The sequence below is a fragment of the Bacillus sp. IT-79MI2 genome, from assembly GCF_949768135.1.
Lineage (GTDB): Bacteria > Bacillota > Bacilli > Bacillales > Bacillaceae_G > Bacillus_A > Bacillus_A pseudomycoides.
The window spans coordinates 107,391-131,933 of record NZ_CATKPV010000011.1; the positions used below are offsets into that span (position 1 = coordinate 107,391).

28 protein-coding genes and 3 pseudogenes are annotated in these 24,543 nt (G+C 34.8%); 26 read left to right on the forward strand and 5 right to left on the reverse strand.

Translation table 11 applies throughout. From position 1 onward, the window contains the following. Positions 1-87: 87 nt before the first annotated feature. Positions 88-285 carry a cold shock-like protein CspB gene (gene cspB / locus ACM6HU_RS00590; protein ID WP_003196492.1) on the reverse strand — a complete coding sequence of 66 codons (198 nt, stop codon included), beginning with the start codon at positions 283-285 and terminating at the stop codon, positions 88-90. Positions 286-554: 269 nt separating this feature from the next. Here cspB and ACM6HU_RS00595 point away from each other — a divergent pair, with 269 nt between their 5' ends. The 7 genes from ACM6HU_RS00595 to ACM6HU_RS00625 all read left to right on the forward strand — a co-directional run bounded on the left by ACM6HU_RS00595 (position 555) and on the right by ACM6HU_RS00625 (position 6,715). Continuing rightward, positions 555-1,283, forward strand: a complete 729-nt coding sequence (locus ACM6HU_RS00595) for a YqcI/YcgG family protein (RefSeq protein WP_016114179.1) — start codon at positions 555-557, stop codon at positions 1,281-1,283. A gap of 141 nt (positions 1,284-1,424) precedes the next feature. Beyond that, positions 1,425-2,057: a LysE family transporter gene (locus ACM6HU_RS00600; protein WP_016114180.1), complete on the forward strand. Its 633-nt coding sequence runs from the start codon at positions 1,425-1,427 to the stop codon at positions 2,055-2,057. 19 nt (positions 2,058-2,076) lie between these two features. After that, on the forward strand, positions 2,077-2,370 hold the full coding sequence (locus ACM6HU_RS00605; protein ID WP_016114181.1) for a hypothetical protein: 294 nt from the start codon (positions 2,077-2,079) through the stop codon (positions 2,368-2,370). An 83-nt stretch (positions 2,371-2,453) separates the two neighbouring features. Next, positions 2,454-3,083 (forward strand): sterol desaturase family protein, encoded by a 630-nt coding sequence (locus ACM6HU_RS00610; protein WP_016114182.1) that lies wholly within the window; start codon positions 2,454-2,456, stop codon positions 3,081-3,083. Positions 3,084-3,275: 192 nt separating this feature from the next. Beyond that, on the forward strand, positions 3,276-3,617 hold the full coding sequence (locus tag ACM6HU_RS00615) for a DUF485 domain-containing protein (protein WP_016114183.1): 342 nt from the start codon (positions 3,276-3,278) through the stop codon (positions 3,615-3,617). Between the two features lie 2 nt (positions 3,618-3,619). Then, a complete protein-coding gene (locus ACM6HU_RS00620; protein ID WP_016114184.1) occupies positions 3,620-5,170 on the forward strand; it encodes a cation acetate symporter in 1,551 nt (516 codons plus the stop codon). A gap of 189 nt (positions 5,171-5,359) precedes the next feature. Continuing rightward, on the forward strand, positions 5,360-6,715 hold the full coding sequence (locus ACM6HU_RS00625; protein WP_016114185.1) for an aspartate aminotransferase family protein: 1,356 nt from the start codon (positions 5,360-5,362) through the stop codon (positions 6,713-6,715). A gap of 112 nt (positions 6,716-6,827) precedes the next feature. Here ACM6HU_RS00625 and ACM6HU_RS00630 read toward each other — a convergent pair whose 3' ends face one another. After that, complete coding sequence (locus ACM6HU_RS00630; protein ID WP_016114186.1) at positions 6,828-7,985, reverse strand: cation:proton antiporter; 1,158 nt, start codon at positions 7,983-7,985, stop codon at positions 6,828-6,830. Between the two features lie 294 nt (positions 7,986-8,279). On the opposite strand from ACM6HU_RS00630, the gene ACM6HU_RS00635 reads away from it, so the two are divergent. Continuing rightward, positions 8,280-9,113 carry a MerR family transcriptional regulator gene (locus ACM6HU_RS00635; protein WP_016114187.1) on the forward strand — a complete coding sequence of 278 codons (834 nt, stop codon included), beginning with the start codon at positions 8,280-8,282 and terminating at the stop codon, positions 9,111-9,113. Positions 9,114-9,207: 94 nt separating this feature from the next. Then, positions 9,208-10,563, forward strand: a complete 1,356-nt coding sequence (locus ACM6HU_RS00640; protein WP_016114188.1) for an MATE family efflux transporter — start codon at positions 9,208-9,210, stop codon at positions 10,561-10,563. Positions 10,564-10,583: 20 nt separating this feature from the next. Here ACM6HU_RS00640 and ACM6HU_RS00645 read toward each other — a convergent pair whose 3' ends face one another. Next, positions 10,584-11,261: a DUF421 domain-containing protein gene (locus ACM6HU_RS00645; protein ID WP_016114189.1), complete on the reverse strand. Its 678-nt coding sequence runs from the start codon at positions 11,259-11,261 to the stop codon at positions 10,584-10,586. A 205-nt stretch (positions 11,262-11,466) separates the two neighbouring features. Here ACM6HU_RS00645 and ACM6HU_RS00650 point away from each other — a divergent pair, with 205 nt between their 5' ends. The 10 genes and pseudogenes from ACM6HU_RS00650 (at position 11,467) to ACM6HU_RS00695 (ending at position 19,245) form a co-directional block, all read left to right on the forward strand. Continuing rightward, positions 11,467-12,045, forward strand: coding sequence for a YdcF family protein (locus ACM6HU_RS00650; protein WP_033671070.1), 579 nt, complete (start codon positions 11,467-11,469; stop codon positions 12,043-12,045). Positions 12,046-12,157: 112 nt separating this feature from the next. After that, positions 12,158-12,475, forward strand: a complete 318-nt coding sequence (locus ACM6HU_RS00655; RefSeq protein ID WP_016114190.1) for a DUF4870 domain-containing protein — start codon at positions 12,158-12,160, stop codon at positions 12,473-12,475. 351 nt (positions 12,476-12,826) lie between these two features. Beyond that, a complete protein-coding gene (gene nfsA, locus ACM6HU_RS00660; RefSeq protein WP_016114191.1) occupies positions 12,827-13,561 on the forward strand; it encodes an oxygen-insensitive NADPH nitroreductase in 735 nt (244 codons plus the stop codon). A 102-nt stretch (positions 13,562-13,663) separates the two neighbouring features. After that, positions 13,664-14,248 (forward strand): DJ-1/PfpI family protein, encoded by a 585-nt coding sequence (locus ACM6HU_RS00665; RefSeq protein ID WP_033671071.1) that lies wholly within the window; start codon positions 13,664-13,666, stop codon positions 14,246-14,248. Positions 14,249-14,379: 131 nt separating this feature from the next. Then, positions 14,380-15,351 carry an ArsR/SmtB family transcription factor gene (locus tag ACM6HU_RS00670; RefSeq protein ID WP_016114193.1) on the forward strand — a complete coding sequence of 324 codons (972 nt, stop codon included), beginning with the start codon at positions 14,380-14,382 and terminating at the stop codon, positions 15,349-15,351. Further along, entirely contained in the window at positions 15,342-16,151 is an 810-nt protein-coding gene (locus ACM6HU_RS00675; RefSeq protein ID WP_016114194.1) for an ABC transporter permease, read from the forward strand. Before ACM6HU_RS00670 ends, ACM6HU_RS00675 begins: the two co-directional genes overlap by 10 nt. Before the next feature lie 11 nt (positions 16,152-16,162). Next, positions 16,163-17,146, forward strand: a complete 984-nt coding sequence (locus ACM6HU_RS00680; protein WP_016114195.1) for an ABC transporter ATP-binding protein — start codon at positions 16,163-16,165, stop codon at positions 17,144-17,146. Between the two features lie 2 nt (positions 17,147-17,148). Next, a complete protein-coding gene (locus ACM6HU_RS00685) occupies positions 17,149-17,946 on the forward strand; it encodes an ABC transporter permease (RefSeq protein WP_088094064.1) in 798 nt (265 codons plus the stop codon). A gap of 17 nt (positions 17,947-17,963) precedes the next feature. Further along, a pseudogene (locus ACM6HU_RS00690) lies at positions 17,964-18,392 on the forward strand (NUDIX hydrolase). Between the two features lie 31 nt (positions 18,393-18,423). After that, positions 18,424-19,245, forward strand: coding sequence for a GNAT family N-acetyltransferase (locus ACM6HU_RS00695; RefSeq protein ID WP_016114199.1), 822 nt, complete (start codon positions 18,424-18,426; stop codon positions 19,243-19,245). An 84-nt stretch (positions 19,246-19,329) separates the two neighbouring features. On the opposite strand, the gene ACM6HU_RS00700 is transcribed toward ACM6HU_RS00695, so the two are convergent. Both ACM6HU_RS00700 and ACM6HU_RS00705 read right to left on the reverse strand, forming a co-directional pair. Beyond that, entirely contained in the window at positions 19,330-19,800 is a 471-nt protein-coding gene (locus tag ACM6HU_RS00700) for a VOC family protein (RefSeq protein WP_016114200.1), read from the reverse strand. Positions 19,801-19,937: 137 nt separating this feature from the next. Then, positions 19,938-20,540 carry an HD domain-containing protein gene (locus ACM6HU_RS00705; protein ID WP_016114201.1) on the reverse strand — a complete coding sequence of 201 codons (603 nt, stop codon included), beginning with the start codon at positions 20,538-20,540 and terminating at the stop codon, positions 19,938-19,940. Between the two features lie 180 nt (positions 20,541-20,720). On the opposite strand from ACM6HU_RS00705, the gene ACM6HU_RS00710 reads away from it, so the two are divergent. From ACM6HU_RS00710 to ACM6HU_RS00740, 7 genes and pseudogenes are all read left to right on the forward strand, one after another. Further along, positions 20,721-21,620 (forward strand): DNA-binding domain-containing protein, encoded by a 900-nt coding sequence (locus tag ACM6HU_RS00710; RefSeq protein WP_016114202.1) that lies wholly within the window; start codon positions 20,721-20,723, stop codon positions 21,618-21,620. A 236-nt stretch (positions 21,621-21,856) separates the two neighbouring features. Then, a pseudogene (locus ACM6HU_RS00715) lies at positions 21,857-22,002 on the forward strand (alanyl-tRNA editing protein); the annotation flags it as partial. A gap of 111 nt (positions 22,003-22,113) precedes the next feature. Then, complete coding sequence (locus tag ACM6HU_RS00720) at positions 22,114-22,944, forward strand: TrmB family transcriptional regulator (protein ID WP_016114203.1); 831 nt, start codon at positions 22,114-22,116, stop codon at positions 22,942-22,944. After that, complete coding sequence (locus ACM6HU_RS00725) at positions 22,944-23,669, forward strand: AzlC family ABC transporter permease (protein WP_016114204.1); 726 nt, start codon at positions 22,944-22,946, stop codon at positions 23,667-23,669. The genes ACM6HU_RS00720 and ACM6HU_RS00725 overlap by 1 nt, the downstream gene beginning before the upstream one ends. Next, positions 23,660-23,971: an AzlD domain-containing protein gene (locus ACM6HU_RS00730; protein ID WP_016114205.1), complete on the forward strand. Its 312-nt coding sequence runs from the start codon at positions 23,660-23,662 to the stop codon at positions 23,969-23,971. The genes ACM6HU_RS00725 and ACM6HU_RS00730 overlap by 10 nt, the downstream gene beginning before the upstream one ends. Positions 23,972-24,033: 62 nt before the next feature. Next, the gene (locus tag ACM6HU_RS00735) at positions 24,034-24,204 is read left to right on the forward strand and encodes a DUF3951 domain-containing protein (protein ID WP_016114206.1); all 171 of its coding nucleotides are present in this window, start codon (positions 24,034-24,036) and stop codon (positions 24,202-24,204) included. 83 nt (positions 24,205-24,287) lie between these two features. Beyond that, a pseudogene (locus ACM6HU_RS00740) lies at positions 24,288-24,494 on the forward strand (hypothetical protein); the annotation flags it as partial. Between the last annotated feature and the right edge of the window lie 49 nt (positions 24,495-24,543).

The window sequence follows — 24,543 nt, forward strand, 5'->3', positions numbered from 1 at the left end:
ACATAGTTTTTACTCTGTAAAAAGGAAATATACAAAGGAATAACAAAGGAGGTTACCAAATAAGGTAACCTCCTGTTATATGTTGGATTAAAGTTTTACTACGTTAGCAGCTTGTGGTCCACGGTTTCCTTCAACGATGTCGAAAGATACTTCTTGACCTTCTTCTAAAGCTTTGTAGCCTTCGCCTTGAATAGCTGTGAAATGTACGAATACATCGTCAGCACCTTCAATTTCGATAAATCCAAAACCTTTTTCGTTGTTAAACCATTTTACTTTTCCTTGCATGTTACAATTCCTCCTAAAAAACGATTCCTTTTTCATTTAGTGAATTTCATTTGAAATATTTGCGAATTCATAAAACTGAAAATGCTATATTATCGAATATTCTGCTAAATGATATTTTAAATATACACGAAATGGTAGATTTTAGTCAAGTAAGCGGTTTTATCTTTTTGTATTTTTAAATAATTTTTCACACAAGTTTTTAAAATGGTATAGGACAACTTTTATTCTTAATATGCTTAAATGAATGCTGTACATAATGAGGTGAGAGAATGAGTAAGTCTTATTTGTTAGATAATCAAGAAATTAAAACTAGGGGTGATATACCAAGTTGGGTTTCAAAAGAATTTGAGAATTTTTCTAATGTTGTATTAGAGCCAACTTTTCCGTGCTATTTTGGCTTAACGGCCTTAAAGAAAAATGAACTTCGTTACTCGTTTTTATCTCAGGATGATTGGAGTCATTTACCCAAGACTCTGTTTTCTTTTTTACAGTTAATGAATGAGCGACCAGTTGTAAGAAGAGGTTTTTTTCTTTTTGTTGAGCCAGAGTGTGAAGAGAGATCGCTCGAATATTACCGCACGTACTTTTGGAGAGTGCTACAATATTTACATGAAAAGGATGAAAAGCCATGGCCAGAGCAAATTCCAAAAAATCCAGATCATTACTTATGGGAATTTTCATTTGGTGGTGAGCCGATGTTTGCATTTGGGAATGCTCCTGCCTATAAACAGAGAAAAACGAGGCATTTAGGAAATTCGCTCATTATAGGATTTCAGCCACGGATCATATTTGATGGATTAGAAGGAGATCGACCGAAAGGGGCATATTCCAGACAAACGGTTAGAGAACGAGTGGAAAAGTGGGATCGGCTGCCGAAACATCCCAATATTAGTCACTATGGTGATCCAAATCATCAGGAATGGAAACAATATTTTATTGGAGATGACATCGAACCAATCGAAGGGAAATGTCCATTTCATCATAAAGTACTAAAATGAAAGCCATCATTAAGGATGGCTTTTTTGCATGTTTTGGATAAAAAAGGGCATTTTATATATGTATATTTTTTATAAAAGCTAGTCTATTTTTAGTACTATTTACATTAGCTAATAGTAAAACGATATAGAAAGGATAGAGCGATGTTTGGAGCAATTATACAGCAATTTATACTAGGAATTTCATTAGCGGCACCAGTAGGGCCAATTAATATTGAAATGTTAAAAAGAGGGATTGAACGTGGGTTTTGGCATGCTTGGCTTGTTGGGATAGGAGGCATGAGTGCAGATATTTTATTTATGTTGCTTATTTACTTTGGATTATCTTCTGTATTTATGTATACATATGTACAAGCATTTATGTATTGTATAGGTTTTTTCTTATTGTTTTATTTAGGATTTCAAAGTGTAAAACAAGGAATTTTACATTCAAATATGGAATATAAACAAGAAGAGGTAGGTGGACTTCGTCAATCCTTTATGGCAGGATTTTTAATTGCGGTATCTAATCCGTTAAATCTTGTCTTTTGGTTTGGTGTATATGGGAGTACGCTTAGTTCACTGCTCACGAAAGTAACAAAACAAGAGGCCTTTTTATATAGTCTTTGCATAATTGGTGGCATTATTTTATGGAATTTAAATATTGCCTTTTCTGTTCATTTTGGACGCACATTGCTTAAGCCAAAGGCGCTCGGTTATATTACAGCGGGAGCTGGTTTTATCTTAGTCGGGTATTCGATTCATTTTGCGTATAAAGCTTTACAGTTGTTCATATAAGATTGAAGGGGAGATTTTTATGTATCGAACCACAGTTAATGGAAAAGAAATTATCATTACATTAGCACCAAAAATCCGAAAAGAAGTAACGGATAGGGACCCTTTATATGAGGCCGTTCTTCAAACTGTTGAAAGACTACTTCAAACAAAGCAGCCAACATTTGCTGTAAATCATGCAATGCTGGGACTGATTATTGGAGAAGTACAGAGAGGTGAAGTCACTGTCTTTGCAGTTGAACATATTATACCGAAACAAAATATATTTGGTTCACAGAATTTTTTCTCTACAATAGAACAGCAAGCAAATTTGTGAGTAAAAGAGAATAAGATAGATAGAATGAAAACAGTCGTAACGATATGTTAGGGCTGTTTTTTCTAAGAAAGGGGATAGGATGAATGAAAAGGGTGATGAAGGAGTTCTTTTTCCAACATGATATTATGATTGTGTTTGGAGTATTTATATTGTTTATCATTATTTTGAAAATGCAATTATTTACAGGGGTGGCGATTCTATCATGTCTTGCGGGAATCGTTTTTTATACAATCAATGAGTATATAACACATCGGTTTTTATTTCATATGAAACCTCCTAAAAATCCATTTTTACTAAAAATGTTAAAGAGATTACATTATGATCACCATGTGTACCCGGATGATTTAAAGCTATTATTTTTACCAGTATGGTATAGCATGACAGGATTTGCAATTTATTTGTTCATTCTGTATGGACTTACAAGTAATATAACGATTACATTTTCATTTGGAATTGGGATGATTATCATGTTGCTCGTCTATGAATGGAAACATTATATAGCTCATAGACCAATCCGTCCTTTGACTGGTTTTGGTAGATGGCTAAAAAAACAACATATTTTGCATCATTATAAAAATGAAAATTATTGGTTTGGTGTGTCGAATCCAGTTTATGATTTCTTATTTGGAACTTATAAAAACGGAAAAGATGTTGAATTAAGTAGGACGGCACGTAACTTAGAAAAAGAGAAGGACAAGAAAGTGGTGCGATGAGCACTTCTTTTTATTTTAAAAAAATATATTAAAAAATTGGGGAAATATGACGAAAAATGTCTATCGAAAAATCTGTGCAGAGAAGCAAAGATTGTCTAAAATAAATGTAAGTTTCTGAATATTTATAAAATTTAGTTTTCTGTTTGTGAGGGGGAACTTGATTTAAAGAATGAGGGAGAGGGGACAGGGGAAATGAAACGAGATGATAGTTCAGCACGCAAGTTACAAAGTGAGGTGAATTATACAGAAGTCGTCCAGTCAGCGGAATTTCAAGCATTGTTAGAAAAGAAGCGGAAATTTATTGTTCCGATGAGCATTTTCTTTTTAAGCTTTTTTATTGCTCTGCCGCTTTTGACTTCTTATTCAAAAGTGTTGAATACACCAGCGTTTGGAGATGTTACATGGGCGTGGATCTTTGCTTTCGCACAATTTGTTATGACGTGGTCGTTATGTATGATGTATAGCAAAAAAGCGGAATCGTTCGATAAGACTTCACAAAAAATTCTTCAAGATATACAAAAAGGGAGGGGATAAATTTGAACGTAACGGCGTTTGCACTATTTTTGATTATCGTTCTTGGTACGCTCGTCATTACATATTTTGCATCGAAAAAGACGAAAAATGCGAGCGAGTTTTATACGGCAGGAGGAGGCTTAACTGGGTGGCAAAATGGTTTGGCCATTGCGGGAGATTATATGTCAGCTGCTTCTTTTTTAGGGATTGCAGGGGCGATCGCATTAACTGGATTTGATGGTTTCTTTTATAGCATAGGCTTTCTTGTTGCCTATTTAGTTGTATTATATCTTGTTGCTGAACCGCTTAGAAACTTAGGGAAATATACATTAGCTGATATGATTGCAGCACGTTTTGATGCGAGAAAGGTGCGCGGAGTTGCAGCTTTAAATACGATGACGATTTCAATTTTCTATATGATTGCACAGCTTGTGGGAGCAGGAGCACTTATTAAATTATTATTAGGAATTGAATATACGACAGCCGTTTTAATTGTTGGAACGTTAATGACAGTGTATGTAATTTTCGGAGGTATGACAGCGACGAGTTGGGTGCAAATTGTAAAAGCAGTTTTGCTAATGGCAGGAACATTTATTATTTCAGTAATTGTATTTGCAAAATTTAATTTTAGCGTGACAGAAATGTTCGCGCAGATGAAAACGGCAACACCTCTAAAAGAGGCATTTTTAAATCCAGGTGTGAAATATAAGAATGGATTAGATACGATTTCTTTAAATTTAGGTCTTGTTTTAGGGACAGCTGGTTTACCTCATATTCTTGTTCGCTTTTTCACTGTTCGTGACGCGAAAACAGCACGTCAGTCTGTTGTATATGCAACGTGGTTAATTGGTGCATTTTATATTATGACGATTTTCTTAGGGTTTGGTGCAGCTGCATTTGTAGGAAATGCTGCAATTATTCAGGCAAATCCAGCTGGTAATATGGCAGCACCTTTATTAGCAAAAGCACTTGGAGGAGATTTCTTATTTGCATTTGTTTCTGCAATTGCATTTGCGACGATTTTAGCAGTTGTCGCTGGTTTAGTTTTAACAGCCGCTTCAGCTTTCGCACATGATTTCTATAATGAAATTATTCGCCGAGGCAAATCAACAGAAAAAGAGCAGGTGTCCATGGCACGCTATGCATCAATTGGTGTGGCAGTACTATCTATTATTTTAGCTTTATTTGCTCAAACGTTAAATGTTGCGTTTCTAGTGTCGTTAGCATTTGCGGTTGCTGCAAGTGCTAATTTACCAGTGATTTTGTTTACGATTTATTGGAAACGCTTTAATACAACAGGAGCAATTTGTGGAATGGTTGTTGGGTTAGTATCAGCTATCGTATTAGTGGTACTAAGCCCGAATGTTTGGAATCCTGAAGCTGGGAAAGCAATCTTTGTTGGAAAAGCATTATTCCCTTATACAACACCTGGAATTATTTCTATTCCACTTGGATTTTTAGCAGCGTATTTAGGGACAATCTTTTCAAGTAAGAAAGAAGATGCAGCAAAGTTCGATGAAATCCTTGTCAAATCTAACACAGGTCATGGGGTTAGTGACGTGTCTGCGCATTAAGAAGAAAGAGAGCTTTCCAGTTGCTTGGAGAGCTCTTTTGTTTTGTCATTTTGCTTGAAAATATTACTCGGCAGTTGGTAGGATTTGTTTTGTTCATGTGGAATGAAAATAAATAGGGGAAAGTTTTACCTCATCATGGGCCAGTACAGCTTGGAAAAATATAAGTTGTTTTGGAAGGTGGAATGTATGATGAAAACGAAACAATCAGATGCATTATTAGCAAAGGATGAAAAGTATGTGTGGCATGGAATGCGTCCTTTTAGTCCAAATAGTACAATGGTTGGGGCAAAAGCAGAAGGATGCTGGGTAGAAGATATAGAGGGAAAACGGTACTTGGATGGGATGAGTGGGCTTTGGTGTGTGAATAGTGGATATGGAAGAAAAGAGCTTGCTGAAGCAGCGTACGCGCAATTGCAAAAACTATCATATTTTCCAATGTCACAATCTCATGAACCTGCAATTCAGCTTGCTGAAAAGTTAAATGAATGGCTGGGAGGAGAGTACGTTATTTTCTTCTCTAATAGTGGATCGGAAGCGAATGAAACAGCATTTAAAATTGCTCGTCAATATTATGCATATAAGGGTGAGCCGCACCGTTATAAATTTATGTCACGTTATCGTGGTTATCATGGAAATACAATGGCGACGATGGCAGCGACAGGACAGGCACAGCGGAGGTATCAGTATGAGCCGTTTGCTTCTGGTTTTTTACATGTTACGCCACCAGATTGTTACCGGATGCCAGAGATTGCGTCACAAGATATTTATGATGTAGAGTGTGTGAAAGAAATTGATCGTGTTATGACGTGGGAACTAAGTGAAACGATAGCTGGATTGATTATGGAACCAATTATTACAGGCGGAGGAATTTTGATGCCCCCGCAAGATTATATGAAAGCTGTTCATGAGACGTGTCAAAAACATGGTGCATTGCTAATTAGTGACGAAGTAATTTGTGGTTTCGGTCGTACAGGAAAAGCGTTTGGTTTTATGAATTATGATGTAAAGCCTGATATCATTACAATGGCAAAAGGGATTACAAGTGCATACTTACCGTTATCAGCAACAGCAGTGAAGAAAGAGATTTATGAAGCATTTAAAGGAAAGGGAGAATATGAATTTTTCCGTCATATTAACACGTTTGGCGGGAATCCAGCTGCTTGTGCGTTAGCACTTAAAAACTTAGAAATTATGGAAAACGAAAATTTAATTGAGCGTTCTGCACAAATGGGATCGCTTTTATTAGAGCAATTAAAAGAAGAAATAGGAGATGATCATCCACTTGTTGGAGATATTAGAGGGAAAGGGTTGCTAGTTGGCATTGAGCTGGTAAATGACAAAGGAACAAAAGAACCAATTGATAATGATAAAATTGCCAGTGTAGTGAATGCTTGTAAAGAAAAAGGATTAATCATTGGACGTAACGGAATGACAACAGCAGGCTATAATAATGTTTTAACGTTAGCGCCACCTCTTATTATTTCAAGTGATGAAATTGCTTTTGTTGTCGGGACATTGAAGACAGCAATGGAACGTATTGAATAAAGGGATAGAAAAGCGAGCCGAATAGGATAGGCTCAATAAAAAATGAGATGATTGTCTTTTGAAGAGAATCATCTCGTTTTTTATATTATGAAACTAGTACTCTATATAGCTACTATGCACTTTGTTTTAATTGCTTATCTTTTACACCGAAAGAATATTTTAACATTGGTGGTGTAATCATTGTTGTTAAAATAACAACAATTACAATTGCTGTAAAGTAATCTTGTGCTAGTAGTCCAGAAGTAAGCCCCTGTCCTGCAATGATAAGAGCAACTTCACCGCGTGAAACCATTCCGGCCCCAATGATTGTAGATGATTGTAAATCAAATCCTGTCATGCGCGCTCCGAAACCACAACCAATCAGTTTTGTTAATACAGCAATTACAGTTAAAGCCAAGATAAACCATACTTTATCTCCAATGCCTGCAAACGTAATATTCATACCAATGCTTACAAAGAAGATAGGAACGAACATTGCATAAGCGATTGGTTCTACTTTCTTTTCTACTTCATGTTTGTAATCTGTTTGAGAGATAGCAATACCTGCTGCAAATGCTCCGATAATGCCTGCGATTCCTAATAGTTCACCGAAATATGCAAAAGCGAAACAAATGATAAGAGCCGCACTAATTATAGACTCTGATACGCGCAGTGGTGATAACCAACGCATAATCATTGGAACACCTTTCCAACCGATTAGGATGATAGAAAGGAAGAAAACAACCTTTTTCAAAATAATCATTGTTAAGCTCACATCACCTGAGCCTAAGAAACTCATGGCAAATGCTAGTAAAATAACAACAAGAATATCATCAAATACAGCTGCTCCCAACATTGTTGTGCTTTCCCGAGTCTTCATTTTTCCTAAGTCACGAAGTGTTTGTACAGAGATACTAACACTTGTTGCACATAGAAGTAATCCTAAAAAGACAGCATTTGCTTGTTCCATACCCATAATTAGTCCTGAAATATAACCACCTACAAATGGGAGAATAATACCGCCAACAGCAACAGCTAAGGATGAATTGCGATTTTCATTTAGTTCTTTTAAATCTGTTTCTAGACCTGCCATAAACATAAGGAGAATAACCCCTACTTGACTTAACTGTGTGAGTAAATCTGAATTGTTAACTAAACCTAATACCGCCGGACCGATTACAATACCAACAATTAATTTCCCGAGTACAGAAGGTTGCCCTAATCTCACACTAATGTCACCAGCAATTTTGGTACTTAGTAAAATTAACGCAATTTGAAAGAAAAATTCCATCTCATCTCTCCTTTTCATTTTTTGTTTTTATTAAACGATTTCTCGGAGTTTGCCTAATGTACTAATATGTAAAACACATTAAACAAGAGGTCTTTATACAGGTTCTTTTGAACTTGTAATTTGAACCTGTAATAAATATATAATAAATTTCAAGAAAAATCAATGTTAAATTGGCAGATTTTCATTGGGGATGATTCATTTTGAATAAGGAATAAATGTCTATATAATGAAGAGGAAGAAAAACAAATTTGTTTTTAAGGAATCAATTTATTTGAAAGAAACGGAGTAGAAAATATGTTATTCAATCAACGTTTTACTATTGGAGAAATGGCAAAAATGCATAATATTGCGGAGTCAACATTACGTTATTACGATGAAAAAGGTATTTTTCATCCATCCATTGTTGATCCACAAACAAATTATCGATACTACACAATCGACCAATTCTCACTTTTAGATACAATTAAATTTTTACGGCAATTAAATATTTCTTTAAAAGAAATAAAGGAATATATTGATGAAAGAAACCCATCTTATGCCCTAAATTTACTTGAAAAACACCAAAAGATGATGCTAAGAAAACAAAGAGAAATTGAATATGCTTTGGCTAAAATGAAGCATAAAATCGATTTGATGAAAGAAGCTACAAAGTCAAAAGCTAATAATGTGACATTTAAAAAATTACCAAAGAGAAAAATTACAGCGTTAGCTATTGCACCAAATATAACGGATGATATGTTTGAGTATTATATCCATTCACTTCAAAAGAATATGAAGCAAATAGATGACAGTTTATTTTCAGGAGACCTGGGTGTGACAGTGTCAAAAGAAGGGTTACTTCAAAATGAATTTCAAGCATATAATAGTGTTTTTATTCTTCTTGATTATATGCCGTTTCAAATTACTACTTCAGATGAAATTAAAGAAGGGATATTCGCCTGCTCTTATCACCATGGGCCATATGAAGAAACGGGTGGAACTTATAAGAACCTGTTAATGGATATCGAGGAGAAAGAATATGAAGTGTCTGGAGATGCGATTGAGCTTGCTTTAATTGACTGGTCTGTGACGGGAAATCCAGAAGAGCAAGTTACAGAGATACAAATTCCGGTAATAAAAAGAAAGTAAGAGGTTATATAAATGTATTTTTAATTCTCACTTGACCTTCAAGTAACTTGAAGGTTTAAAATATGAACAGAGAATTGTAAAGGAGCATTTTGTTATGGAAACAACTGAGAAATTAAGAGAAAAACCAATAAAAAGTTTATTTATATCTTATTTAATACCAGCGGTTCTCGGAATGGTATTAATGTCGGTGAATATTGTAATCGATGCCGTTATGATTAGCCGAGGTGTCGGAGCGAATGGCTTAGCGGGAGTAAACGTTGCTGTCCCGGCCTTTTCCATTTTTTTCTCGATATCATTATGGATTGGAATGGGCGGAGCTACACTGTACTCCATAGCATTAGGTGAAAATAAAATAGAGCGGGCACGGTCTATTTTTACACAATCAATGACAGTGGCGGTTGTAATTGTCGGTATTTTAATGGTCATTTGTTTATGGAGAATAGAAGATTTAGCTTATTTATTTGGAGCTAATGAAGTAATCCTACCGTACGCATTAGACTATTTAACTGTATTATTAACATTTGGAATGATATACGTATTAGAAAATATTTTAAGTACATTTATACGAAACGATGGAAATCCAAATTTAGCGATGGCGGGACTTGTTGTAACAGCGCTGTTAAATATTGCATTTGATTATATCTTTATTTTTATATTTGGTTGGGGCGTAACAGGAGCAGCGGCAGCGACTATCCTGTCAGCAGCAATTGGTTTTCTTGTTTTATTAAGTCATTTCTTTAGAAAAAGTAGTATTTTAAAATGGACCAAATTTCATTTTGAATGGGAGACTGTCAAACAAATTATGGTGATTGGTTTTCCAAGCTTTACAACAGAAATAACAGTAGCGATTGTAACAATTGGATTTAATATAGCCTTTATTCAATATGCGGGGGAATTAGGTGTTGCGTCATATGCAATGGTTAATAGTATTCACTCCATGACACTATTAGTGTTCTTTGGTGTTGGAGCAGCCTTACAACCAATTGCAAGTTTCCATTATGGTGCCAATTTACCGGAACGGTTGAAAGAAGGACTACACTTTGCAGTAAAAACTGCTGTTGCACTTGGATGTGTAGCGATTGTGATCGGTTTATTCTTTGGGAAATATATTATCGGTTTATTTGATGTTCAGTCGACAGAATTACTCACGCTAACTGTGACGGGAATTAGCCTTTTCTTTATTCAATATGTATTTTTAGGCTATAACATTGTATACGGAGAATATTTCCAATCGGTAAGACAAACGAGGAAGTCAGTTTTTATTATTTTAAGCCGTGGTTTATTATTTATTATTCCATTATTATGGATTATGCCAAAGCTGTTTGGAGTGAATGGGATTTGGCTTGTAATGCCAGTCGCTGAATTATTAACAGCGATTATCGTATTTGGAATGAATCGTATTTCTCATCCGGTATCAGTACGAAATATAGAAAGAGAACATGTGGCATGATAGAAATCCCCTTAAATACATTAAGGGGATTTCTTATTTTTTAGGCTAATTGCAAAAGAGCCTTCAGTTTCTTGTACAGAAGCAAATGCAATGTTTTTTATATCTTCAAATCCTTTTTCTAGTAACTCTTTCCGAAGCCATTTTTCATTTTTATGGATTAATTTTAAATTATCGTATTGAATTTGTGCATCAACGATAAGGGCAATTGGTAATCCTGCATATTTTACATCTATATGCATATCTTTTGGAGTGAGAGGAACAAGCTCTCTTTTGGGTAAAATACTAATGGCGCCATTCGCTTCTAAAATGGCATATTCGATTTCATGTACGCTAGGATATCCTGCTACGCGAAGATTGGATAGCAACTCAGCAATTGGATATCTACTTTTCTTTAGATTTTCAAAAACAATATCTCCATGTTTAATTAAAATAATGGGGTGACCAAGAATGAAACGATTCAGTTTATTTAGCAAGCTTAATTTTGTAATCAAGAGATGGAGGCAAGTAATTACAATCATACCCACAATGGCTTGCAAAGCACCATCAACAGGTATAGCCCGAAAAGCTAAATAAGATAAAAAGATAATGGCTCCAAAATCGTGTGGTGTAAGCTGTGCAAGTGCAGATTTTCCTAGCAGTTTAAGCGATATAAGAAATAATACAAAGAAGAATGTTACATTACATAAAAAAATAATCAATGATTACACTCCTTAATGCAAAGTTCCCATTATCAATTATATATACCTTATCCACTATTCCCTTTATTTATCATTTTAACCGAGAAGACCCCCTCCTCTAAACGAAGTGAAGGTGGGGGTAGTTCAATTAGGAAATTAAATCTATACAAATAATGAGAAGAATATTATGATGAGAAAATAGAAAAAATAGGAGTAAATGTAAATGATAAAGAAGAAAAAGATGATGAAGTATAGTTTAGTTGTGATAATGATTATAGTAGGTTATATAGGATTTTTACAATATAACATTTATAAGCATGGTCATATGGAAGCACCGAACGATGCAGACTACATGATTCTTTTAGGAGCAAAGGTGAAAGGAACAGAGCCTTCTTATTCTTTACAATATCGTATTGATAAAGCAGCGGAATATTTAAAAACACATGAACAAACGATTGTTATTGTATCCGGTGGTAAAGGAAAAGGAGAAGACATTTCAGAAGCACGGGCCATGAAAAAAGGATTAATGAAACAAAGTATTGCAGAACAAAGAATTATAATGGAAGATCGTTCTACAAATACAGATGAAAATATTGAATTCTCAAAGTCTCTTATTCCAGCAAATAAGAAAAAAGGGATGATTGTTACAAATGATTTTCATATGTTTCGGGCCAAAAAAATTGCTGAAAAACAAGGGTTAAAGGTAAATGGACTTCCTGCGAAAACACCTAAATCGATTATTATTCAGTCAAATGTGAGGGAATATTTTGCGATTACACAGTATTGGCTAACGAATCGTATATAGTAATGAAGCTTACAAAAATGTAATCTGATTGAAAGGTAAAACGATAGTTCCTAAAGTAGTGAAGTGCCATAATAAAGGTAACAAAAACAACGAGACTTTAGGAGTGAATCGTATGAAAGGCAATAATATTTTATCTTCACTTTGTTATTTTAGTATTTTCTTTGCACCGTTTCTATTCCCAATCATCGTCTACTTTATTGCAGAAGATGATGTGAAATATCATGCGAAAAAGGCATTTTGGACACATATTTTCCCATATGCAATTTTGTTTGGTAGATTGGCATTTTCAGGTGTATTCGGTTTAAGTTTTGGAGAATCCGCAAGTGTTGGAATCGGAATGATTGTAACCTATGTAACTTTTGCAATTGTAGGTATTTATTACTTTGTTTGGAATATTGTTAAAGGTGTTAAAGTGCTGAGAGCAGCTTAAACGATTTATCCCGCATTAACGGGCAGTAAGACCCCCACCTCAAGATTCAGAGAGAAACGAGGAAGATAGGTGGGGGATCAACTGTCCGTAAAAGCCCGATTGGTGAGGGCTAATAATCAGTGGGGGATGAAGAAACCCCCCCACTGATTAAAGTTTCACTTTATTTTTTCAAGAATGAAAGAGGACGAATGGTTAAAAGTTCGTCCTCTTTTTGTATAGGTTGGAAGGGTTCTGCTTTAATTGAGGTGAAAAAAGAGCATATTATATAGAAGTTTTTAGATGGGCATAAAAGTTGTGATAAATGAAAAGGATATGTTAATTTTTCAGTAATAAGAAAAAGGAGGCTTTACTATGAATGAGATGATACATAAAATGGAGCAACATACATCAGTTCGGAAATATAAACAAGAACCAATTCCTAAGAATATAGTGGAAAGAATGGTACAAGCAGCGCAATATGCAGCATCATCACATTTTGTTCAGGCGTATTCAGTTATGTACGTTACAGATGAAAATTTAAAGGTGCAATTGGCAGAGTTATCAGGTAATCGTCATGTGAAAGATTGCGCGGCATTTTTTGTTTGCTGTGCAGATTTAAAGCGCTTAGAAACAGCATGTGAGAAACATGGAACAGAGATTAAACATGATGGTGCAGAGGACTTTATTGTAGCTACAGTAGATGCATCCTTATTTGCACAAAACTTAGCGCTCGCTGCAGAATCACTAGGATATGGCATTTGTTATATTGGAGGAATCAGGAATAATCCAGAAGAAGTGAGTGAACTGCTCCATTTACCAGATAAAGTATACCCGGTATTTGGGATGACAGTTGGAGTACCTAATGAAAGTCATGCAGTGAAACCGCGTTTGCCAGTTGAAGCGATTTTACATGAAAACGTATATGACGAAAATAAATATGATGAATTACTAGAGGAATATGACCGTACGACTAATGAATATTATAAGGAAAGATCTACAAATCAAAAGGATGTAACATGGACAGGATCAATGAGTGCTTTTATGTCAAAAGAGAAAAGAATGCATATGAAGGAGTTTTTGAGTAAAAAAGGGTTTAATAGAAGATAAGTTAAAAACAAATCTGCATTAGCAGGTTTGTTTTTTTTTGAAGGAGAAGTTTTGTTATTTTCGAATATGTATAAGTGTGTCGAAAATAAAGGGGCTGATGAAATGAAAAAGGCATTGTTTTTCCTATTTGATGGATTTGCAGAATTTGAAGTGAATTTAGCAAGTTTATTTTTAAAAAGTAAGGGGTTTGAAATTGTCACAGTAAGTGTAGATGGTGCTACTGTTAAAGGAGAAGGAGGTTTCCTATGTAAACCGCATACTTCCATAGATGATATAATTGCAAAAGAGTATGAAATTCTAATTGTCCCTGGCGGAGAGATTTTTCATCATTTAGAAAATCTTAAGTTATTATCAATTGTTCAAGAGCTAAATGAACAAAATAAATGGTTAGCTGGTATTTGTGCAGGAACTGCGTTATTACATGCAGCAGATGTGTTGAAAAATAAAAAATTCTCAACATCATTAACATCAGAGGTGGAACATTTAGCACATCTCCATAAGTGGGAGTATAAACAAAGTACAGATGTAACAGTGGATGAGAAAATCATTACAGCAGTTGGCTCTGCGTATGTCGAGTTTGCAGCTGAAATCATTAAACAACTCAATTTGTTTGATGAGGGAGAAGAGAAAGAAACACGCCTGTATTTTAAAAACATAAAAGAATTAAGTAAAAAGACCTTAGCGTAGCTGAGGTCTTTTTTATGAAAATATTTCTAATTTTTCATTGACGTTTACAGTGTAAGTTGTTAATATACTGAATAATTTTGCAAAATTATAAAATTGATTCGATGGAAATCGAATCAAAGAGAGGGGGATTTATGTTGCGAGTTACATCATGGTTTGAACGACATGTCAAAGTTGTATATTCACCATTTCGCGAAATGTTATTAAGCTTACATGTTTTATCTAATCCTACCCATCATGTAAAACGATTAGAGTGGGCAGAAAATGTATTAAATCAGATGGATCAGGAGGAAAAAGAAATATTATATGAGATTAATGAGAAAAGCGATGGCTGGTTACATTTTATAGATTGGTGCTCTGAGTTTCAGGCTGAAGTCTATGTTGAAGAAGGGATTGAAAAATTACGGGCGACAGACACCAAGAGATTTCAGGAGATGTTTCCGGATTTAGAGAAAGGTATGGTTTGTAATTTTTTACTTACGTATCATCAGCGTTATTTTGCACGTGAGCTGTTTCGCATTGAGCCGTGGTTAGAACAATCTGTATATGATGTGAAAGAAATAATCAAAAGGAATCCGTTGGCCCTTTCTAAAAGTTTGCATCCGAGATTTTTAATTGATGATAAGGAGATAACTTTTTTAAAAGCTCGTACGTGGCAATATCGTTATGAGGATTTATTAGCAATTACATTATATCCATCAACTTTTGTCGCACCTCATTTACTAATAGATAACCTTATTTCTACGCATATAAAAGTCTATTATGAGGTGGAAATTGCATCTTCATATACAGATGAAGTACCAAAGGATCTTTTGCGGATTTTACAAGCGATATCAGATGAAACGAGATTAAAAATGCTAAGAGATTTATCTTTTCAATCTTTTTGTACGCAGCAATTAACAGAGCGGTATAGTCTTACAAAATCAACGGTTTCCAATCATTTGAAAATGTTAGAGTCTACAGGTCTTATACAAAAGGAACGAAAAGGTTATTACGTATTTTATAAGACAAATCGAGAACGATTAGAACAAATTCGTGTTGATTTAGATCAATTTATGGATTGCCCAATTGTTCAAAAATTAGAGGAGGGAAGAACATGTGGCTAACGTTTATGGCTACATTTCGTCGTGATTTCTATACGATGCGTAGAGCGTACCCATGGTCATTTTTTCTAGGACATATTTTAACTGGTGTATATATCGTATTGTTTGCTTATTTAACGTATCATTTTATGTTTCAAGGAAAGTTAGATACTAATTTTGCAAAGTTAGGGAAGACGGATGATTATCTTTCGTACGTTATATTAGGAGCTGTTTTTTATTCATTTTCTGTTTCTCTATTAATGATTGTGAGCCGGACGTTGATAACCGAACTGCGTGAAGGGACGCTGGATGTTTTATTATTAACGCCATCATCTCGGCAAGGTTATTTTCTAGGAGCAGCTGCGCAAGGAATATTGCGTGTGGTACTTGAATTTATCACGATTTTTATTTTTGGTTTGTTTTTTGGATTACAGTTTCGAGAAATAAATATGATACCAGTGGTACTTTTATTATTTATTTTCTTTTTTGCTATATTCGCTCAAGCACTAGTATTGGGGGCTTTTATGCTCTATTTTCGTGATACATATTTAACACAAAATACATTGTTTATTTTTATGAGCCTTGTCAGTGGTGTGTTTTTTCCAGTAGGTTATCTTCCTGCATTTTTACAACCTATGAGTGTATTGATGCCGCTCTCACATGGTTTATCAGCATTTCGATTGTGTATGATTGAAGGTGGGAATTTAGCTTCCATACAAATTGAACTTATGTGGTTATTGGGATTAGGAGTTGCGTATTTTATTGCGGGTGTATATGCGATGAAACGCATGGAAAAGTATGTGATTGAAACACATTTTGCATAGGAGGGCTTATCATGATACAAGCAAAACAACTTGTAAAGCGGTATGAGTTAAAAGAGAAAGTAGGTTTTTTTCGTAAAAAAAGAAGAGTAGTTGAAGCAGTAAATGGACTAGATTTAACAATTCAAAAAGGAGAGATTGTAGGATTGCTAGGTGTGAACGGGGCTGGGAAGACAACAACAATTAAAATGTTAGCAACGCTTCTGGAACCAACTTCAGGTGCTATTGAAATTGATGGTATAGACAGCACAAAGCAAGATTTACTTGTAAAGAAAAAGATCAATATGATTGCAGGTGGTGAACGCATGTTGTATTGGCGTTTAACAGGTAAAGAAAACTTGCAGTATTTTGGAAGTTTGTATGGATTAAAAGGAGCCGAATTAGAGGGACGTATTCAGTTTCTCCTTGGTCAAGTAGAGCTCAAAGAAGCTGCTAATACACCTGTAGAACGATATTCAAAGGGAATGAAGCAGCGTTTGCAAATCGCAAGAGGTCTTATTAATGATCCAGATTATTTATTTCTTGATGAACCAACATTAGGACTTGATGCACCTGTAGCGAAAAAGCTGAGAGAAATGGTATATCGATTGGCGAAGGAACAAAATAAGGGTATTTTGTTAACGAGCCATTATCTTGAAGAAGTAGAGGAACTTTGTGATCACCTTTATATTATTGAAAAAGGACGACTTCTTTATGAAGGAACTCCCGATAAAATTATCCAGTCTATTGTCCGTGAATATCGTTTAGAAATTGTGATTCCTGAAATGAAGAATGAAACGATAGAACGATTAGAGTATTCTCTAGGGCTGAAGGAAATTCAATATGAAAAAGAACATACGAGTGAACATATACGATATGAACTAAAGGCATCTTTTGATATGACAACAACGGTTTTATCATTATTAACAAAATATCAAATTCGTATATTACAGTTAGAAACACATAAAGCAAGATTGGAAGATGCAATATTACAAATTGCAAATGAGGTGAGTGCGTGAATATGTTTTTGGCAGAATGGAAAAAAAGTCACCGCAATCATTTTCATAGTAAGATGGTTTATTTTTCTTTATTCATTTGGCCGGTTTTATTATTTGCAACGGCTTATTTTTCGGTGAAGCCATTTGATACTTCAAATACTAGCCCGCTTGCAAAATGGATGGATCCAAAACAGATTAGTTTTTTTCTCCTTACAGGTTATATTGGATATGTTTTCTTTTGGAGCCTCGTTCAATCGGCATGGCAAATGTCATGGGAACGCCAAAATGGAACACTTGAACTTATCTTTTTAACACCAGCATCGCGTGTATGGATGATGTATTGCCGGGCAGGTGCAAATTTAATAGAAGGAGTATGGATGTTTACGATGTTTTCGATTCTCATCGCATTGTTTCTGAATGACAGACCGATACCACCAGTTGAAAATATTGTAGTTGCTTTTATGATTTTATGTATTTCAGCTGTTGTGTGGGGAGGTTGCTTAAATACGGTTTTTTTATTTTCACGAGATGCTAGTATTCTATTTACAATATTAGAAGAACCGATGCAATTTTTTGCGGGTGTACGCATTCCCATTGTTGTATTACCACTATGGGGCAAAGTATTAGCAGCTTTGTTTCCATTAACGTATGTACTTCAAATTTTCCGCTCATTATTAATGGAAGGAAAAAATATTATAAATGTATTTCCAGAGTTAGGTTTATTAGCTAGCTTATTAATCATTTTAATTGGAATATCATATGTGCTTGTTCGAAAAGCAGAAAAGCATGCGAAACGAACAGGAAATATGGTTTTATTTTAAGGAATGTGGGGAGAGAAATGGGAATATTTCAAGGAGCAGCGGCATTATGTAAAAATAATGATGGGAAATTGTTAATGGTATTGCAAGGGCGCCCAGATGTAAAAGAAGTATAACTAAAGTGGTCTATCCCATCTGGTGGGAAATTGGAAGAGGAAACATTTGAGGAGTGTTGTATACGAGAAGTGAAAGAGGAAACAGGATATGATGTACGAGTTATTAAAAGCGTGTATGAAAAGAAGGGGGATAGTAATGGATATGATGTTCATATTTTGTACTATGAGGTAGAAATAATTGGAGGAAATCAAGAAATATGTGATCCAGATGGATTAATTTATGAAGTGGCTTGGAAAAGCAGTGAAGAGATCGAAGGTATTTCCCTTTCTTTTCTAGAAGATAGAAAGTTATTGCAGGGATTCATAGATTGTACAGCAGGTGATGAAACCTAAGCGCTGATACACATGAAAGGAAAGAAAAAAGATGATATACGAATTGCAGAAAGACCAGTTTATGAATTGCAAACATCTTCTACAAAAGGAAAGGCATATAGAAGTGCAAGCTATCATTGAAGGGAATAATTCGGGCCGTATATTTGTTGACAATGCGAGCGAACCACGGTCTGGTTTAGTTTGGCTTGGAAATTTAGATGGTTTTGTATTTATTGGTGAGGCAAATAACAAAATGTTTAACCTTGAAATAAAAAAGGTTTTAAGGGAACAAATTGCACAAGAAGCAGCCTGTTTGGACTTGAAGTGGTTTGAAGGATTTGGTCATCAAGTAGGGTGGGATCGTACAATTAGAGAAATATTGTGTGAACAATCATACGAGGAATCCAATCAAAAAGTATACAAATTATATGAAAGTGCGTACAAAACATATAATGAACCAATGATTGATGAGACATATACAGTATTAAAAATAACGAAGGAGAATATTGCAGCATATGCTTTGCTGGAACAATCATTTTTCGTTTCACAAATTACATCATTTTGGAATTCGGTGGAATCATTTTTTGAAAAAGGAATTGGGTATGTGATTTTGCATGAGGATCAAGTGGTGAGTCTTTGTTTTTCAGGATTTGTAAGTGGGAATATGCATGCGGTAAATATCGAGACAATTTTGGAACATAGAGGGAAGAATCTTGCCAAGAAAGTCGCACATATATTTGTTCAAGAATGTTTCAAACAAGGGTATGTGCCCTATTGGGACTGTATGGAAGTGAATAAACCTTCAATTGCTATAGCAGAGAGCTTAGGGTTTACAAACATTTTTGATTACATTGTATATGAGTATCGATTTTAATTTGAATAAAGAAAATAAGAATATACTATCATTTACAGCGACTTAAATAGAGCAACCAAAAAGCTAGCATGTGTACCATTTGTGCTAGCTTTTTGGTTGCTTTTGTAAAAGTTGATCCCATTCTTCTAAAGAAAGTTTCTCTGTAATATGCTTTAATTCATCTGGAACATTAACGAAACTAATAAATTCAATACTATTATTATCTGGATCTTTAAAATAAACAGAAGCATTGCCTTGGTTAGGACGAACGAAAGGTTCGGTAGTCGTTCGACTACCGAATGGAACTGGTTCAATGTTTCGCTCTTTCAGCCACTGAATAGATGTATGAAGAAACTCGAAGTCCACTTGAAACGCAATATGGCGAAGAGAAGGATGATACGGAGTTTTATATTCTTCTCCTTCCCAAAGCCCAAGCCAACTTTGTTTTTCTACAATCCAAAAGAAGGCAGTATCCTCATATTTTTTATATAGTTTTAATCCTAATGATTCGTAGAATGGTATGGATCTTTCTAGATTGCGAATAGGCAAATGTGCTTCGTATAATCCTTTAATCATAAGTAATCCTCCTATTTGGCTAATATATTGTTCTTATTTGTAATTGTAATCCATATTTTTTTAGGTTAAATCAATAAAAAGAATGGGGAATTTTTCATACAAAAGTATGAAAAAAACAGCTCACTATTATGAGCTGTTTACTGTTTACATGCCTCAATATCAATGCCAGCAGCAATTAATTTCTTTTCGCCTTCTTGTTCAATCATTTTTTGTAATTTTGATAGGAATGAATCAAAGTCAGTATGTTTTGCAACTTGGAATGTCATTTTATGTTCAATTGGAAGCCACGTATCGATGTCAGCTTCGTTATGCTGAATTTTAACTTCTAGTTTATCAAGAGCATTTGCCACTTTCGCTTCGTACGTTTCTTTTGCTTCAAACTCCATCCATAAATCATACAGTTCGTCCCCGAGAGGACCTTCTAATGTATGTTTAATATTCAAAATGGCTTTTTGTTCATTTTCTTGTTTTTGTAATTGTAATTGTTCACTGTTCATTGTGTCAAAAGCAGGGATATCACCAGCTTCCGCTTCTACAAGGTCATGGATAATAACCATTTTTAATAGCTTCTCTATGTTTACTTCTTGATCTAAATAAGGCTGAACTAAAATAGCCATAAGTGACATACGCCAAGTATGTTCAGCAACACTTTCCTGACGTCCGTTTGAAAGCCAGCTATGTCTCATTTCATATTTTAGTTTTTCTGCTAGTGCAATGACTTTTAAAATATTATGTTCCATATGGATCCCCCTCATATTGCTATAAGTTAATCTTAATATAAAAATAGAATGTGTCAATTTTACACTTTATTGACTAATAATTCAGAAATATTATAAAATATTTTTATAATATTTTTTTATTTTTATAAAAGAGAAAGAAGAAGTTGAAATTGCAAAAATGTTGAGTGGGAGTGAATATAAATGTACCAACAGACGGCAATTCATGCATTAGATCTTTTGAAAAATATTGCAAATGGAACAAGGACTATTCAAAAAGTAGAAGAGGAATGTAGAAAAATAGAAAGAGAGTTCCATGTGACGTATGAAGAATTAATGGACTTATATAATAAAATGATGACTTTTCAAAGAGATGTTGAAAAAATGGGTGGTTTATTTGCATACGAACAATCTCAAATGATGTGGTTGAAATCTGAATTAGAACTTTTATATGTTACATACCAATTTTGTCAGCAGTATAATTTAAATATTGCAGGTACTTCAAAGGCAATTAGTAAGGAAAATTTGCAATTATTTCCGAAAACAGAAAGTCAACTACAGAATACGTATTATAAGTTGAAAAACAAAGAGCTATCATTTGAAAATATTAAAAAGGGAAAGCCAGGACGTAAGAAAAAACATGAATCAGAACAGTATGTGAATGAGAAGGAAGTAGAAAGTGTAGTGGTTCAAAGTGAAAAGACAGAAGTAAATCTAGTTACTATATTATCAGGGATTGTCGATAATTTTGAAACAATTGGCGCAGAGGGGAAAAAACAAGAACTATATCAATTTATGGAAGGGATTTATAAACTTTCGAGTATGGCGGCTGGGCATATAAAGGAAAATAATACACAAGATATACAGAAAGAGCTTCAAAATCTTCGTGCTGAAAACGAGAGATTGAGGCAGGAAAAAGAAGAGCTTATTTCTAGTATGGGCGAAATGACAAATCAAATGAATCGGTTTATTGAGAGTTCAGATATTGATCAAATTCGAACATTACCGTCTTTTGTGAATATGTGTAAACAATATTTGGAGAAAAGCAAACGTCAGCATGACAAAATGGATACAAAAGAACAAATAGTACCCATGAAACAATGAGAGCTACTTTCTATTGGTTTTTATGAAGTTGATAGAAAGTAGCTCTATTATTTTTTATCATTTCCGGCAGAAAACCTTCGCTGAGGATTAGCAGCGGGATAAATGTAATCAAGCTATCTTGTTTTAAAGATAGCTTATTTCTTGCTAATTGAATTAAGATTCAGAATTTTATTGACTATACATTTTTTTCTTTTTATATTAGTAGGTATAGTAATAACTACTAAAGGAGTAGGGGTATGACAGAGGCATTATTTTTACAGGATGCATATAGAAAAACTGTCAAACAGAAGTAACAAGAGTGGATGGAAATCGAGTATTTGTAAAAGAAACGATATTTTATCCAACTGGTGGAGGACAAGAATGCGATACAGGCGTACTTACATAAGGTGAGAATACTTTTGAAGTTGTAAAAGTAAAGAAAGCAAAATTGTCGTTTTGAAGTATGCGCTGTCATGTAAATGCAAATAGAGGTAAATTGAAGTGAGGGATTACAATGGATGACGTCATGAAGGAGTTACAAAAATTAGGATTTTCGCAATATGAATGTAAAACATACATCGGTTTATTAAAACATTATCCTGCGACAGGATATGAAATTAGTAAACAAACGGGTGTACCGCGTTCCATGATTTATGAGGTACTTGGGAAATTGATGGATAAAGGCGCAGTGCATTTAGTACCGTCAGAACCAGTTAAGTACGTTCCAGTATCGGCAAGTGAGTTAATGAATCGAATGCGACAGGATTTTGAAAAGTCATTTGATTTCCTTGATCAACAGTTAAATTGTTTAGAGCAGGAGCGTCAAGTAGATGTAATCTCTCATATTCGTACGGATGAACGAATTTTAAAGGAAATAAGTAACATTATTGAGCGTGCAGAAGAAGAGTTATGGATTTCTGTATGGGAACAGCAAGTGAGCGAGCTGGAGCCTCTTATTCACAAAAAGGAACAAGAAGGTGTACATGTTTTTTCGATACTTTTTGGGGCACCTCAAACAAAAATAGGAACAACATTTCATCATAATTATATGACTCCAGATGTTGTGAAAGAGCGGATGGGGGGGCATTTAACAATTGTTGCACGAGATGGAAAAGAGGTGCTTATTGCCAATTTTTCAGAGCATGGTACATCCTGGGCTGTTACAACATATGATCCAGCATTAGTGCTTGTCGCAACAGAATATATTCGTCATGACATTATGGTTGAAGAAATTACACGGGAATTTGGTCCTGATAAATTAGATGCATTATGGCGTGGTAATGCAGATTTAGTTCACGTCGTAACGGGTAAACGCTTGATGCATGAAATGAAGGGGGAAGAGTAATGGCAAGGGCTGAAGTACAGATGACAATGAACGGGAATGAAACATTTCAGCAAGGCGTGAAAGATTGTTTACCAACTGTACTAGGGTATTTAAGTATTGGTATCGCAGCTGGTGTAATTGAAAAAACAGCAGGATTTTCATTAGCTGAAATAGCGTTAATGTCTACTTTGATTTATGCTGGTTCTTCACAATTTATACTCGCTGGTATGTTTGCGGCTGGAGCACCTACTTCTGCAATTATTTTCACAGTATTTTTTGTGAATTTACGTCATCTGTTAATGAGTGCTGCGCTCGCCCCGTATTTAATGAAAGTCCCTTTCTTGAAAAATATGATAATCGGCTCGCAAATTACAGATGAAACATTTGGACTTGCGGTTCAGCAAGCTTCAAAAAAGAAGTATTTAAGCGAGAGATGGATGCTTGGTTTAAATGTGACAGCATATTTAAATTGGATCATTGCGAATATCATCGGTGGTATTTTTGGTGAATGGATACCAAATCCTCATACGTATGGCATGGATTATGCACTACCAGCTATGTTTATTGGTTTATTTGTATTGCAGTTAATGAGTAGTCATCCAAAGATAGCCATTCATCTTAGTGTTGCGATTGTGGCTATTGTAATCGCATATAGCATGCACTTTTTCGTTCCCGCAAGCGTAGCAGTTATTATTGCAACACTTACAGCAGCAACAATAGGGGTGGTGTTTGAAAAATGGAAGTAAGACTAGATGTGCTATTGCTCTTAATTGGTGCAGGGGTAGTTACTTTAATTCCGCGCTTATTACCGCTCATTGTATTTAGTAAAATACAAATTCCAGATTGGGGGCTAAAATGGTTAAGTTATATACCAATTGCTATATTAGCAGCGCTCCTTGCCGAAGTACTCTTTATGAATAAAACGACGCAATGGGATTATATAATTGCAGCAATTCCGACATTCTTTGTTGCTGTTTATACACGTAGCCTGTTAGGAATAGTGTTAACTGGGGTGATTGTGATTATTTTGTTACGTTTGTTTATATAACAAGGATTCCTTTCATAGTATATCGAAGAGTGTAATATCATGAATGAAATAGGGGTGGTGTTATGATTCTTTTAACGATAGGTGCTATTTTGTTTATAGTTTTTATCTTCTTCATCATTGGTCTGCTTACTTTTGCAATGCTTGTTAATAAAGCAACTCCACAAATTTACTACACACCTTGTGATTCCATGACAATACAATCTCATAAAAAAAATAGAGGAAAGAGAAGTTGATTTTAGGCTTTTCTTCCTCTTTTTATTTATCCCGCGTTAACGGGCAGTAAGACCCCACCTCAAAATTCAGAAAAAGTAAAGAAGTTAGGTGGGGGATCTTCGGCACCGGAATAGGGTTGTTTTTAGATACTTTCATTCTTTATTATTCCTCTAGTATTTTTTCGACGCTTTCATCACAACAAGTTCTATCTTTCGCAATTTGGATGGCTATAGCCTATGCACTATATCTATTCATTCCTGTATGGATGGAACGATCGTTTGCGAAATGCTTCCTTGGTTTACCATTCTGATACAGTTGAACCATTTGGTGCTTAAATTCCGCTGTAAAGGTTCTTCTTT

Excerpts from the sequence above, each read along its gene's own strand:
- ACM6HU_RS00730 (WP_016114205.1), top strand. The coding sequence starts at position 23,660 with ATGGAAGTAAGACTAGATGTGCTATTGCTCTTAATTGGTGCAGGGGTA.
- ACM6HU_RS00710 (WP_016114202.1), top strand. The coding sequence starts at position 20,721 with ATGTACCAACAGACGGCAATTCATGCATTAGATCTTTTGAAAAATATT.
- ACM6HU_RS00700 (WP_016114200.1), bottom strand. The coding sequence starts at position 19,800 with ATGATTAAAGGATTATACGAAGCACATTTGCCTATTCGCAATCTAGAA.
- ACM6HU_RS00695 (WP_016114199.1), top strand. The coding sequence starts at position 18,424 with ATGATATACGAATTGCAGAAAGACCAGTTTATGAATTGCAAACATCTT.
- ACM6HU_RS00725 (WP_016114204.1), top strand. The coding sequence starts at position 22,944 with ATGGCAAGGGCTGAAGTACAGATGACAATGAACGGGAATGAAACATTT.
- cspB (WP_003196492.1), bottom strand. The coding sequence starts at position 285 with ATGCAAGGAAAAGTAAAATGGTTTAACAACGAAAAAGGTTTTGGATTT.
- ACM6HU_RS00630 (WP_016114186.1), bottom strand. The coding sequence starts at position 7,985 with ATGGAATTTTTCTTTCAAATTGCGTTAATTTTACTAAGTACCAAAATT.
- ACM6HU_RS00720 (WP_016114203.1), top strand. The coding sequence starts at position 22,114 with ATGGATGACGTCATGAAGGAGTTACAAAAATTAGGATTTTCGCAATAT.
- ACM6HU_RS00675 (WP_016114194.1), top strand. The coding sequence starts at position 15,342 with ATGTGGCTAACGTTTATGGCTACATTTCGTCGTGATTTCTATACGATG.
- ACM6HU_RS00605 (WP_016114181.1), top strand. The coding sequence starts at position 2,077 with ATGTATCGAACCACAGTTAATGGAAAAGAAATTATCATTACATTAGCA.
- ACM6HU_RS00615 (WP_016114183.1), top strand. The coding sequence starts at position 3,276 with ATGAAACGAGATGATAGTTCAGCACGCAAGTTACAAAGTGAGGTGAAT.
- ACM6HU_RS00680 (WP_016114195.1), top strand. The coding sequence starts at position 16,163 with ATGATACAAGCAAAACAACTTGTAAAGCGGTATGAGTTAAAAGAGAAA.
- ACM6HU_RS00640 (WP_016114188.1), top strand. The coding sequence starts at position 9,208 with ATGGAAACAACTGAGAAATTAAGAGAAAAACCAATAAAAAGTTTATTT.
- ACM6HU_RS00610 (WP_016114182.1), top strand. The coding sequence starts at position 2,454 with ATGAAAAGGGTGATGAAGGAGTTCTTTTTCCAACATGATATTATGATT.
- nfsA (WP_016114191.1), top strand. The coding sequence starts at position 12,827 with ATGAATGAGATGATACATAAAATGGAGCAACATACATCAGTTCGGAAA.
- ACM6HU_RS00655 (WP_016114190.1), top strand. The coding sequence starts at position 12,158 with ATGAAAGGCAATAATATTTTATCTTCACTTTGTTATTTTAGTATTTTC.
- ACM6HU_RS00635 (WP_016114187.1), top strand. The coding sequence starts at position 8,280 with ATGTTATTCAATCAACGTTTTACTATTGGAGAAATGGCAAAAATGCAT.
- ACM6HU_RS00665 (WP_033671071.1), top strand. The coding sequence starts at position 13,664 with ATGAAAAAGGCATTGTTTTTCCTATTTGATGGATTTGCAGAATTTGAA.
- ACM6HU_RS00685 (WP_088094064.1), top strand. The coding sequence starts at position 17,149 with ATGTTTTTGGCAGAATGGAAAAAAAGTCACCGCAATCATTTTCATAGT.
- ACM6HU_RS00600 (WP_016114180.1), top strand. The coding sequence starts at position 1,425 with ATGTTTGGAGCAATTATACAGCAATTTATACTAGGAATTTCATTAGCG.
- ACM6HU_RS00670 (WP_016114193.1), top strand. The coding sequence starts at position 14,380 with ATGTTGCGAGTTACATCATGGTTTGAACGACATGTCAAAGTTGTATAT.
- ACM6HU_RS00625 (WP_016114185.1), top strand. The coding sequence starts at position 5,360 with ATGAAAACGAAACAATCAGATGCATTATTAGCAAAGGATGAAAAGTAT.
- ACM6HU_RS00735 (WP_016114206.1), top strand. The coding sequence starts at position 24,034 with ATGATTCTTTTAACGATAGGTGCTATTTTGTTTATAGTTTTTATCTTC.
- ACM6HU_RS00705 (WP_016114201.1), bottom strand. The coding sequence starts at position 20,540 with ATGGAACATAATATTTTAAAAGTCATTGCACTAGCAGAAAAACTAAAA.
- ACM6HU_RS00595 (WP_016114179.1), top strand. The coding sequence starts at position 555 with ATGAGTAAGTCTTATTTGTTAGATAATCAAGAAATTAAAACTAGGGGT.